This is a genomic window from Neobacillus phoenicis (assembly GCF_047302305.1).
Classification (GTDB): domain Bacteria; phylum Bacillota; class Bacilli; order Bacillales; family Cytobacillaceae; genus Neobacillus.
In genome coordinates this window covers 1,029,792-1,042,194 of the sequence record NZ_CP154847.1, presented here as the reverse complement: position 1 = coordinate 1,042,194, position 12,403 = coordinate 1,029,792, and the positions used below count along the sequence as shown (strand labels likewise).

Annotated in this window: 13 protein-coding genes; 2 read left to right on the top strand and 11 right to left on the bottom strand. The window is 37.9% G+C overall.

Annotated elements, in window-relative coordinates; all coding sequences use genetic code 11:
• Positions 1-6 precede the first annotated feature (6 nt).
• The 6 genes from AA0X95_RS05530 to AA0X95_RS05505 form a co-directional block, all read right to left on the bottom strand.
• Positions 7-1,491, bottom strand: coding sequence for a spore germination protein (locus AA0X95_RS05530; protein ID WP_413306318.1), 1,485 nt, complete (start codon positions 1,489-1,491; stop codon positions 7-9).
• Positions 1,492-1,698: 207 nt separating this feature from the next.
• Entirely contained in the window at positions 1,699-2,409 is a 711-nt protein-coding gene (locus AA0X95_RS05525; RefSeq protein WP_413306315.1) for an ABC transporter ATP-binding protein, read from the bottom strand.
• Positions 2,402-3,175, bottom strand: coding sequence for an ABC transporter ATP-binding protein (locus tag AA0X95_RS05520; protein WP_413306313.1), 774 nt, complete (start codon positions 3,173-3,175; stop codon positions 2,402-2,404). Before AA0X95_RS05520 ends, AA0X95_RS05525 begins: the two co-directional genes overlap by 8 nt.
• The gene (locus AA0X95_RS05515; protein ID WP_413306310.1) at positions 3,147-4,127 is read right to left on the bottom strand and encodes a branched-chain amino acid ABC transporter permease; all 981 of its coding nucleotides are present in this window, start codon (positions 4,125-4,127) and stop codon (positions 3,147-3,149) included. Before AA0X95_RS05515 ends, AA0X95_RS05520 begins: the two co-directional genes overlap by 29 nt.
• A 4-nt stretch (positions 4,128-4,131) precedes the next feature.
• Positions 4,132-5,016, bottom strand: a complete 885-nt coding sequence (locus AA0X95_RS05510) for a branched-chain amino acid ABC transporter permease (RefSeq protein ID WP_413306307.1) — start codon at positions 5,014-5,016, stop codon at positions 4,132-4,134.
• Between the two features lie 27 nt (positions 5,017-5,043).
• On the bottom strand, positions 5,044-6,213 hold the full coding sequence (locus tag AA0X95_RS05505) for an ABC transporter substrate-binding protein (RefSeq protein ID WP_413306305.1): 1,170 nt from the start codon (positions 6,211-6,213) through the stop codon (positions 5,044-5,046).
• Positions 6,214-6,596: 383 nt separating this feature from the next.
• Here AA0X95_RS05505 and AA0X95_RS05500 point away from each other — a divergent pair, with 383 nt between their 5' ends.
• On the top strand, positions 6,597-6,848 hold the full coding sequence (locus AA0X95_RS05500; RefSeq protein ID WP_413306303.1) for a hypothetical protein: 252 nt from the start codon (positions 6,597-6,599) through the stop codon (positions 6,846-6,848).
• Positions 6,849-7,737: 889 nt separating this feature from the next.
• Here AA0X95_RS05500 and AA0X95_RS05495 read toward each other — a convergent pair.
• The 5 genes from AA0X95_RS05495 to AA0X95_RS05475 form a co-directional block, all read right to left on the bottom strand.
• The gene (locus AA0X95_RS05495) at positions 7,738-8,286 is read right to left on the bottom strand and encodes an N-acetyltransferase family protein (protein WP_413306300.1); all 549 of its coding nucleotides are present in this window, start codon (positions 8,284-8,286) and stop codon (positions 7,738-7,740) included.
• Between the two features lie 321 nt (positions 8,287-8,607).
• On the bottom strand, positions 8,608-9,078 hold the full coding sequence (locus AA0X95_RS05490; RefSeq protein ID WP_413306297.1) for a UPF0158 family protein: 471 nt from the start codon (positions 9,076-9,078) through the stop codon (positions 8,608-8,610).
• 75 nt (positions 9,079-9,153) lie between these two features.
• Positions 9,154-9,558, bottom strand: a complete 405-nt coding sequence (locus tag AA0X95_RS05485; protein ID WP_413306295.1) for a hypothetical protein — start codon at positions 9,556-9,558, stop codon at positions 9,154-9,156.
• 22 nt (positions 9,559-9,580) lie between these two features.
• Entirely contained in the window at positions 9,581-9,955 is a 375-nt protein-coding gene (locus tag AA0X95_RS05480) for a hypothetical protein (RefSeq protein ID WP_413306293.1), read from the bottom strand.
• Between the two features lie 131 nt (positions 9,956-10,086).
• Positions 10,087-11,076 carry a hypothetical protein gene (locus AA0X95_RS05475; RefSeq protein WP_413306290.1) on the bottom strand — a complete coding sequence of 330 codons (990 nt, stop codon included), beginning with the start codon at positions 11,074-11,076 and terminating at the stop codon, positions 10,087-10,089.
• Positions 11,077-11,746: 670 nt separating this feature from the next.
• Here AA0X95_RS05475 and AA0X95_RS05470 point away from each other — a divergent pair.
• Entirely contained in the window at positions 11,747-12,070 is a 324-nt protein-coding gene (locus tag AA0X95_RS05470; RefSeq protein ID WP_413306287.1) for a YciI family protein, read from the top strand.
• The last annotated feature ends 333 nt before the right edge of the window (positions 12,071-12,403 follow it).

Genomic DNA, 12,403 nt, shown 5'->3' with positions numbered 1-12,403 from the left:
TTTTGGTTACACTTTATCTGTCTCTTCAATCATTTCTTCCTTCGTGACTTGAGATTCATCGTTTGTCATTTCCTCTTGTGAGAGTTGAATGGCGCTGTCTTTTAAATCATGAGCAACAAGTGGTGCAAAAGGAGATAAATAAGGTATGCCAAAGCTACGCAAAGCGCAAAGATGAAGCAATAATACTAGGGACATTAAGGCGATTCCATAAAAGCCAAGAGCTGCGCCACTGGCAGTAAAACAAAGTGTAACATTGGTTGCCACTATTCGCAGTTTAAGAATAGGGACAACACTTAAGAAAATATAGGTAACACTAACTACAACTAAGGTAGGAGATTCTACCAATTGCGATTCTATTACAGACTGTCCCAATATGATCCCCCCAAAAATGGACACTGTAATAGAAAGATTTTGAGGTAATCGAGTGGAACTTTCGTTAATGGCAATAAGTACAATTAGCAAAATAGTTACTTCTAACGAGGTTGGAAATGGGACCAATTCTCGTTGAGCAACAAAACCCACTAACAGTTTTAACGGTAACAAGTTTGCATGGTAGGTCACAAACGCTACATACATCCCTGGAATATACATTGATAAAATAAAAAGAGAAAAACGAATGAGGCGTAGATTAGTTAAACCTGTATTACCTTGATAATAGTCCTCCGGTGTTTGAAAAAATTGAATGAGGACCGCAGGAGCAATAAGAACATAAGGAGAACCATCTACAAAGATGGCAATTTTTCCTTCCAGCATTTCGCCAGCTACTACATCTGGTCTATCTGTATTAAGCATGAGTGGAAAAAAAGTCTTGGACTCCTTCGTCAGAACCATCTCAATGTAATTCGCTTCCAGCACTGCATCCAACTGCAGGTTTTCTAGGCGTGCAAAGATAGTCTCTAGCACTTGTTGATCCACTATGTTTTCAATGTACATGACTGATACGTCTGTATGGGTGTTTGTTCCATACTGTTTGGTAGTTACTCTTACATTAGGATTTTTAATAATCTTTCGAACGAGAGAGATGTTTGTACTTCTATTTTCGGAGAAACCAACATCAGGGCCTTTAGCCACCCGTTGTCCTTTCGGGCTTGCTATGCTGCGTCCGTTCCACTTGGTTGTATCGGCCGAGAGGAATGTATGGATTCCTTCCACCATAATTAGAGTCTTGCCTGCTAACAACTCAGTTGAAGCATGCGTCACATCTTCCACACGTGCAATAGTTTTCGATTGAATGACCGCAGATTCCAGAAAAGCAAGCAGTTCCTCATCCGCTTTACAATGAGGTAGGGAGTATGTTAATAGAGGTTCGATAATGGAGCGTTGAACATCTGTCGAATCAATAATCTCATCGATGAATAGAACTGCTGCTTTCTTATCTATACCTGTCAAATAAATTTTTCTTACTTGAAAATCAGAACTCTTCCCTAAAATAGTATTTAAACTTTGTATATTGTTTTCTAGAACATCTGATGCTTCGCTAATAACTGTCATCTTGACCACCGCAATTTTTGCTCAAATATATATATATCTTATTCTTTGTTGATAAGTACATAATTATGCAAGTTTTTTGAAGGGTCAGTCCCTCGCTGCCTTACCGCAGCGGGGGACTGACCCCCATAAAAAAGAGAGAAGTGTGGGATCACTTCTCTCCTGCAAAGGGCGGTTTTCTTGTTTTCTAAAACCATCCCCCCTGGTTCTCTAACTTGATCTTCTTCCAAGGTATGCTTCTACGATTCTAGGGTCTTTTAAAAGAGTTTCTGCTTTTCCGCTAATAATGACTTTTCCGGTTTCCAAAACGTACCCATAGTCAGCGACCTTCAGAGCTTGCCTTGCGTTTTGTTCAACAAGTAGCACGGTTGTACCAGTATCTTTTATTTCTTTTATAATCCTAAAGATATCCGCTACAATTAAAGGAGCAAGTCCCATAGAAGGCTCATCTAGAAGTAATAGTTTTGGCCGGGAAAGTAATGCCCTTGCTATAGCCAGCATTTGTTGTTGCCCTCCAGAAAGGGTTCCACCTAACTGATTCTTTCTTTCTTTCAAAATCGGGAAGTGCTTCATGACATCTTCAATATCTTTTCCAATCTCTTTATCATTTCGATGGTAAGCTCCCATTTCAAGGTTTTCCATCACCGTCATACTCGATAGAATCGCTCTACCCTCAGGAACAAGAGCAATTCCCTTTTTAACAAGCTGGTCAGGCCTGAAACCTGTAATATCTTCTCCAAAAAACTCAACAGATCCCTGCTTCGGCTTTAATAAACCTGCTATGGTTTTCATGGTAGTCGTTTTTCCGGCTCCATTGGCACCAAGGATGGTTACAATCTTCCCTTGTTCCACCTCAAGACTGACTCCTTTTAGCGCCTGAATTTTCCCATAAAAAGTCGCAATTCCAGATACTTTAAGCAATATCATCTTCCTCCTCTTTTCCGAGGTAGGCTTCAATAACCGCTTGATTGTTTTGAATTTCCTCAGGTGTTCCTTCAGCAAGTTTCTTCCCAAAGTTTAATACGGTAATTCGGTCGCACAGTTTCATAACAAGAGGCATGTCATGCTCAATTAACAGGACGGTAATCCCTCTTTGTTGGACTTTTTGAATTAAATAAACTAACTCTTCGGTTTCGGTTTCATTCATCCCTGCAGCCGGCTCATCCAACAATAATAGCCGCGGTTTACTTGCTAACGCTCTGGCAATTTCAAGCCTTCTTTGCTGACCATAGGCTAAATTTTCTGCCGCAACATCTTCATAAGGGGTTAAACCCACCAACTCAAGGAGTTCCTTTGCGGTTTGATGCAGTTTTTCTTCTTCATGGCGCTGCGACTTTGTCCGAAAAACGCCGCTGAATACTCCTGACTTACTGCGGGAATGCCCACCAACCAATACATTTTCTAAAGCCGTCATTTGAGAGAAAAGGCGGATATTTTGAAATGTGCGACAAATCCCCTTATCGGTAATTTTGTAGGGTTTGAGCCCAGTTATTTTTTTTTCAAGAAAGCTAATCTCTCCGGAAGACGGCGGAAACATATTGGTTATGACATTAAACATCGTCGTTTTCCCTGCACCGTTTGGACCTATGAGACCGTAGATTTCCCCTTCCTCAATAGAAAAAGTAACATCGGTTAAAGCGGAGATGCCGCCAAAGTTTTTAGATATGTTTTTGATTTTTAGAACCATGATCGGCACCCCTTTTTGACAGCTTTCTCTTTTTAAACCCTTGCACAAATGATACATCGATTAATCCTTGAGGACGGAATGCCATCATGAGGATAAGTATAAGACCATAAATGACGTACCGGTACTCACTAATAAATCGGAGCGCTTCTGGCATAATAGTCATAAAAGTCGCTCCAAATATAGACCCCCAAATGACTTCACTGCCTCCAAATATGGCAAAAATCAAGATTTCGACAGCGCGATGATAGGAGAAATCCGCTGGACTAATAAATCCCATGACATGAGCAAATAACGCTCCGGCAAAACCGGATAGAACAGCACCTTGTGCAAAGGATAAAACTTTATAATAAGTAATATTTATTCCCATCGCTTCTGCGGCTTTTTCATCCATTTTGATCGATGCGAAGGCTCGTCCAACACGGGATTTGCTTTGTCTGATCAAAAACCAAATAAGGAAAAGGGTAATAAGTAACAAAATGATAAGGACTAGTATATAGACAAATTGATTATTTCTTAAGCCGATCGTACTTGGGTCAAATCCAGCCTCTCGAAAAACTCCGAATAACTCTCTTCCGATTTGAGGAATACCCGAAATACCAATGGCACCTCTCGTAATAGATTCCCAGTTTACAAAGAAGACTCGGATGACTTCCCCAAAGCCCAGGGTTGCTATGGCCAAATAAACACCAGTTAATCGGAGTGAGGGAATTCCAATAAGAATTCCGACGATCCCCGCAACCACTGCCCCTGCAATGATCCCAATGATGATGGGAACATTGTAGTTAATGGTTAATAAGGCAGATGTATAGGCTCCAATTCCCATAAACCCGGCATTTCCTAATGAGAGTTGTCCAGAAGAAAGCGTAACATATATGCTTAAGCCGAGAATAATATTGATCAAAATAAAGGAAGCAACTTGTAAGTAGTAGGGATTAATTAATTCTCCAAGCATGCCATCACCTCCCTATTCCAGCTGTCTTTTGTCCAAAAAGCCCTTGAGGTCTTAACAAAAGGATAATGATGATGGTGATAAAGGCAATGGCATCACGATATCCTGAATCTCCGTAGGCAACAACCAACGTCTCGGACAATCCAAGAATCAATCCCCCTGCCATGGCGCCTTTCACATTTCCCATTCCACCTAATATGATAATGGCCAGCCCCTTAAGTCCCATTGATAATCCCATTTGTGGGTTAACGGAGTTGAAAGCCATACCTACTAAAATTCCAGCAATCCCTCCCATTGCTGATGCAATAATAACCGTTAACGTAATGATTCGTTTTGTATTTACTCCCAGAATACTAGCCGTCTCCAGATTTTCTGCTGTTGCACGGAGCGCTTTCCCTGCCCTTGTTTTTGAAAGCCAATACGAAAGGGCCATCATTAAAACAACGGATATGACAAAAATTAGGATTTGAACAACATAAATGGTGATAGAGCCGATTTGGAAATGAATCTCAGCAAACGCATTACTGAAAGGATGATTTCCTGCACCGAATAAGTGATGCGAGAGATTTTCAAGTAAAATCGATACCCCGATCGTACTGATTAATGGAGCAAGGTGTGAGACGCCTTGCTTCCCACGCAATGGACGTAAAGCAAAGCGCTCAAGCATATATCCCAAAATGCCTGTTAAAATGATGGCGGCGACAAATGCTACCCAAAGCGGCCAGCCCATCGTACTTGTAACAATTACTCCTATAAAAGCTCCAAACATAAAGATTTCACCATGTGCCATATTTATAATGCCAAGGACCCCAAAAACTAGTGTGAAGCCAAGAGCAACGATGGCATAGATGCTTCCTAGTGTGATTCCGTTAATTAGCTGCTCTAAAAGCAAGACGTCTCACCCTTTTACTCAAATTTTTTATTCAAACAATTGAAACTTGCCGTCTTTGATGATTAGGACTATTGGATCCATGACAACGTCTCCATCTTTATCAAAGGAGAATTTACCAAGTACACCTTCTAAGTCTTTGATATTAGCAAGTGAATCGCGAAATGCATCCCTGTCAGCTTCGCCTGCATTCTTCAGAGCTTCTGCATAAATATATAGGGCATCATAGGCTTGGGCAGCAAATTGGTCTGGTTTCTTGCCATAAGCTGCTTCAAATTTTTGAACAAATTCTTTTACTTTCGGATCATCTTTTTCGGCAAACCATGGAGTCGCAACAATTAATCCCTCAGAAGCTTTTCCAGCAATGTCAAGGACCTGTGGCGAGTTAAAGCCATTTCCTCCAACAAAAGGAACATCAATACCCATTTTTCTGGCCTGGTCCATGATGACGGCGCCTTCATTATAAAGGGCCGAGCATAAAATCAAATCGGGTTTCAGTCCCTTGATTTTCGTTAATTGAGCATTATAGTCTGACTGTCCTTTTTGGAAGGTTTCAATCGTTAAAACATCAAGTCCCATCTTCTCTGCTTGTTTTTTCATCGTATCAAATCCGGATTTTGTAAAAACATCATCATTACCATAAAGGATGGCAACCTTCTTCGCTCCGTATTTATCGACTGCTTTTTTAATAGCTGCTGGAATAGCAAGTGCCTCAGGCAATGAATTTCTGAAAACATAGTCTCCAATTTGCGGAATTCCGACAGCTGTAGTGGAAGTTCCCATAATAGGAATTCCATTTAAGTCCGCCTCAGGCCCGACAACATTCATTTCCGTACTTAAAGTAGGTCCTAAAAGAGCAACAATGTCATCATCACTCATGAGTTTTTGAGCTGCTGCCAAAGCCTGTTCCTGCTTTCCAGCTGAGTCTTCAATCACAAGTTCAATATTGACATCGCCCTTTTCATTAATTTCTTTTTGCGCTAGCTTAAAACCACTTGTAATCGCTTCCCCATAAGCCGCCCCAGGACCGCTTAAATACGAGATGACTCCAATTTTGGCTTTCACGGCTTCATTTGCTTGTCCACCGTCTTTAGAATCGCCCTTTCCTGATGTTTCTTTACTATTGCCGCTACAAGCTGTTAGCGCAACAAGTAAAAGAATAGAAATAAATAGAAATGACTTATTTACAATCTTTCTCATTTCACTACCCCCCTAGTTTTTTTAAAAAAATAAAATACGTCTCTATTAAATAACAATTATATGACAAAGTAAACGATTTCGACAGAATTTTTAGAATTTTTATTCAATAAGATAGCTGGTTCACCTGGTTTATACACCAACAATAAATATAAATCAGTTCAAACACACAAAATGGGGACAGTCCCCCACTGCTTTAAATCAGCGGGGGACTGTCCCCAAAAATTACTTTTGATTATTTACTACTTCCATTTGTTATGGCTTAAATCTCAAGACTTCATATGAAATTTCAATTTGCAAAAGATGTGATTCTAGGGATATTCTAGAAGAAGAGAAAAAAATGATGATGGCTCATATCACATCATTGGATGGGAGATGGATATCTTATGAAAGAATACGAAGAAATAAAAGTAACGGAAACAAAAAAAGTCGCTACCGGTATAACGTGCAACAAATGTGGAAAATCGAGAAAAATATCTGAAGATGGCTGGGAATTTGGAGAATTCCAATCCTTCTCTTTGTCCTTTGGATATGGTTCAATTTATGATGAACAAATATGGAAATTTGACATCTGCGAAACTTGCCTCGTTGACTTTGTAAATACTTTCAAATATTCGCCCAACATCTATGAAGTCTAGCATTTGCTAGGCTTTTGTTTTTTGACTAGTTTACAGTAATCGTCATGATTCCCTATGTGCTATACTATTCAAACGATTGATTAAGATTGCTAGAAACCTCATTACAGAGGGATTTCCCTCTAAATTAGCCTCAAAAATTTGTCGTGCATCTAATTATATCCCCTTATATGATTCTCCAAAATAAGATAAATTTCTTGGGAAATGACCTATTTCACTGTTTTTCTATCTTTTTCGATACTAATCGGACGTTTGATTAGTAATGTGCTGAGTCCCAGGAAATAAAGGATTTTTATATTAAAATCAATAAAAAGGATGTCAAAATTTGTCCTTGTACCATTATGAAATTAGGCCTTTCCACTCCTTCATTCAAGTTGTATCTCAAAAATTATTTATTCCTCTTTTCTAAATGTTTTAATTCTCCTAACCTCTTGTTTGTCGTATAACTAACTTGGTAGATATTGTCCTTACTTTCTACAAGATAACCATAGATCACTTCGGGTTCACTATCAAAAACAACGTTAATAATGTATGGGTTTAAATGTTTAAAACCGTCTTCACGATGAGGGACCGTGGAAATAGCCCATTCATCGTCTGGGTTAATGCTCCTTCAAGTAGGGCCTCAATAATTTCACTTTATGGTCAATTTGTGCATCAATCCAATAAGGGCGAGCTACAAAAAATAGACAATAGGCTACTAATACAACAACCGCTATCAACCAACCCACTTTTCTCCATTTGCCTCTTAAGAATAGGGAGATAATTAAAATGGACGCAATCATACTACCAATAATCAGAATCTCTATTATTTCTGTCGGATGAATAATAATCCCCCCTCAGGGACAGTCCCCCGCTGCGTTAAAGCGCAGGGGGACTGTCCCCAAAACAAAAACTATTTCTTAAATCTTCCCATGGTATAAGTGTTATAGTATTTTCCGTCTGAAAGGATTCGGTCATTTTTCATTAGACCTTCAATTTCAAAGCCGAGCCTTTTATACAGTTCAATGGCATTTTCATTCGTTTCCACAACACCAGCTAACACTATTTTTTTAATGCCGTTGGCGTCAGCCCATGAAATGGTTTCTTTCATTAGATTCTTTCCAATCCCATATCCCCAGAAATCTTTCAAAACACCTAACCCATACTCCACTTTATGTAAGAACCTTTTTAAATCATGACCTTCACATCTTGAATAACCTACGATTCGTCCGTCCACTTCTGCAACTAAAAATAAGCGCCTAGGATGGTTAGTATCCGTTTCAATAATCTTTTCAAAACCGGCCTGGTCTATGAACGCCTCTCCCTTTTCTCTGTCCATATTTTCCGTCTCTCCATCAATGTCTACTCTTAATTCTGACAAATCTCTTGCGTCACTTTCCACAGCAGATCTAATCACGTAGTCTAATCCTTTAACATTGAAATCTCGTTGATTAATAATCATGAAAATCACTCCAGTCCTTTTGCGTTTTCAGCCACGATTTCACTTGATGAGAAAAACTATTATACTTCTAATCACGAAAATAAAAAAGAAAATTATTACATATTTTGATTTATTTGTTTTTTCACTAAATATTTCATATTAAAAGGATGAAACCGCAGCAATCTCATCCCTCATCTTTTTCCCCTGACATACTAATCAGGGACAGTCCCCCGCTGCTTTAAAGCAACGGGGGACTGTCCCCTTTTTTCGAAAGCTGGTCTTACTCAAGGAAGAGAAAGAACGACCCTTCATGAAGAATCGCCTGGTTCATTATAATTAACTTTATTCAACAATACATTCTATGTTATTTTCCCGGCACCATTCTATCGCTATTACCTTGAAACATTTAGAACGATAGGAATACCAATGTTCTTCTAAGCCCAAATCAATTAGGTTTTCTCTAAACCTTCTAAAAGCATCCTTTCCCTTAATTGCCCTAAGTAAGCGTTCCTGCGTTCGTTGGTCCCGAACTGTAAAACAGAAGTTTTCCATTATGTCATATTCATTCACATCGTATTTTGTAGGTAACTCTAAATAATCATCGAAGTTCTCAACCACATCCATTGCAATCATTCTATTCTCTTGTTGCCACTCAGGTAAGTCTTCAAAGGGTTCTTCATTTTCAGCAGCACGCAAGTCATCCGACGTAAGCAGGACGATTTCACCTGTTTTTGTATTTAATAATGAACATGACTCTTCAAACGCTAATTCCATTTCCTCAATGATAGCATTTAGTTTGACTTGTATTTTCATAAAAAAATCACCTTTTTCCTACAACGTATTTTGTAAAAGAAAGATCTAGTCCGTTTTCAACTATTGAAGTAATGATCATTTAAGAAAATTCTCCCAAAATAAATGCTTTATATCTTCCACCTTTTTTACTTCTTTTCTGAACCATTCCATATTTCCAGCAAATCTTTCCGAACAGGGGAATTCAACTCTTGCTACTCGATTTCCTTGGATACAACTAATTACTCCTTTGAAATATGGTTGGCTGTTTGGTCTTTCCTGGTAAGTTGAAATATAGGGGCGAATCTCGTATCGGTTATCTATTGCAAGTGAATCAAAATGTTTTTTAGATACAACTTCCTTAATATTTTTATAAGTCAGCTCATCTAAATCCCATCGAATGATACAATCTCCATCTGGAAGCTGAACGTCCAGTTTAATGTAGCTTCCAATTTTATCTTTAGATACTTCGACGATTCTAATTTTATTTAAATTCATTTGCATATCCCGCCCCGCTAGTTTAAAACTAAATGAAATAATGCGTTTCTTTAATAAAAATGACTTCAATTTCCGAACAATAAAAGTGAAGAGTACTCTCTTCATAATCAATAACTTCGTACTTCTTCTCTTCCCAACCTCTATCCCTAATATCGTGAATATCAAGGTCAATTTGGTGAAATGGCCCTCCACTTTCAAACTTGATACTGTCAGGATTATAGAAGCGTATACGGGTAACATATTGCCTTTCATCCACTTCAATAAGAAACTCGATATCAAGTACAGAAGAACCTTCAGAAAATTCACTTTGAAAGCTCAAAAAGAATCCAACAATAAACTTAATATCAGAATGCATTGAAAAACTTTTCGTCTGATCCGTAATTATGTCTAGATTTTTTATCAATCTAATCGCCTCTAAGTTACTAATACACTCTCTTTCTTCCTCAGTTCTACTTATATCTCCAGACTTATGTCTTTCCATACAAAAATCGTAAAAGGTTGAAATGTGAAGAGTTTAAAGAAAATAATTCGATTTTATTCAAATATTTCTTCTTTGTTCTCCATTATTCTAGCCACTTTCATTTTGACACGAGGAACACCATCTTTTTGATAATAATCATTTAATACTTGTTCAACCTCATTTTTGTCGGTCCCAAGTATCTTGGGAGAAAGTCGCTCAATATAATAGTCTCCATATCCTTTAGCACAGCTCGCCATTGTATCGAGTGCAATTAAACTTAAAGGTCTTCCTTCGTTCAACCAAAATTTCATTCTTTCCCAGGTAGGGAAACATACAGCTGCCAGCCTTCCCCACTGATCGTTAAAAACGGTGCACGTGGATTCAATCCAATCAAGAATAACGGTGGAACGGAAACGGTAGAGGCTGGTAAAAGCCGCTCTCGGCAATTCTTTTTCACTTACCAATCTCAATTTTTCAAATACATTATGTAATCCCTCTTCGGTTGGTAGACTACTGGCTGTCGCCCAAGAAATGGGGTAAAACAATTCTTCATCCATATTATTCCAAAGTACTCTTATCCATTCTGAAGCTGAGGTACCTAAAACATCCGCTGCAATTTCCAACATACGGGACTTTACTTCGACATTCTCTGTTCCATAAAACCTTGATTTTACATAGTTAAAAGTTGTTTGTTTATCGTGTTTATGTAAGGATTTAATGACATCATCCTCAAGAAACCACCTCGTTATAGAAAAATCCAATAAACTCCCCAAATCACTTTCAACTTGCTTTAAGGTTGGTACTTTATCGTTTTTAATGACAAGTACATCCTCTTCTGGTTGACTAGCCTCTCCGTCTTCTTCGTAAAAATCATCATGTAATAAAAATTTATTAGGGGAATGGATAACAGCTAGGTTGTACCATTCGATAGGTCTTAGTGAATAGTTTAATAGCCTTTCGTGACAATGAATGCATAATTTATAAGGCTGATTGGGATCATCAGACGTTTCTACCACATTAATTTCATTTATTTTACAGGCTTCACACAAATCAGTGATCTTCATTAAAAATAACACCTCATATTCATCATCTTGCATTATTCTATTCGCATTAACCTTTTTCCTTTATTTTACTAACCTGCTCAGTTAGATCAATATCAAAAAAGGCGATTCTTTTTTAAGCATCATAAAATAGCAAACTATCTAATTTTTGCTTAATAATATTGTTTCAGTAGTGGTGCTAAAGCATTACCTTTTAACCTTTTTTCTCTTTTTCTTGAGTTTTCTTTTTGACTTTGGCTTTATCCAGAATAAAAAACGATCATAAGATTTTTTTTGAAGGATGAGTATCCAAATAAAGGCGAATAGTTGCCACAGCACATTACAAACTAGAAAGGCAAGACTAATGTAGGTCATCCAAAGAAAACATTTTCAATTGGAACACCACTCATTACAAGCACTCCAAAAATTAAAACAACCCATAGAATGATTAACATTTTGTATCTCATAGAGATTTTCTCCTATTTTTTATCTTCTCTACTTAATAATTCTATCTTTAACTTCGCATAACCTTTTCTTCTTCAATTTACCTGATCCATTACTACAATAAGAAAAAAAGGACGCAGTTAAGTGACCTAAAAGGTGGTTCATTGTATTCGAAAAAAATATATGGAATAATTGATGCTGGATGTCGTAACGAAGAATAAGAAATTTACATTGATGGAGGTCAATTAGGATGTCAGACAGTACCGCAAGTAAAGCTACAACTAAAATGCACTTTATGCTAAAGTCTACTCCACCTAGAACAACTTTTCATCAGGATATGACAGCGGAAGAACGGGACATTATGTTAAAACATATTTCCTATTGGACAGACAAGCAAAACCAGGGAATTGCACTGGTCTTCGGTCCTGTTTTAAATCCTGTAGCTCCGCATGGACTTGCCATAATCGAAGTTGAAAATGAAGCTCAAGTTCCAATACTTATAGAAAAAGACCCAGCCGTAATGGCTGGGATCATGACAACTGAATTTCATCCGATGAAAGCAATGCTACCGTAACAACCTTTTAAAAAAGATGTCTCGGCCTGAATAGAGGAACCAGCAAAAGTAAAATAAGCGGAATTTTTCCGCTTAAATGCAGAATGGAGCTCTTTTCGGGGGTAAATAAGCGGAGATTTTCCGCTTATGCAAAAAAAAATCTCCTATTTTCGCATTTTTTGAATCAATAGGCGGAATTTCTCCGCCTATTTAAGCCTTTTTTTACAAAAATTTCTAAATAAGCGGAATTTTTCCATCTATTTATCAGATTGGGTACTTAACCTGATCCCTCAATCGATAATTACGGACCCTCTTGATCATAGAAACCTTGATAAATAAAGAAAAAGACGTATG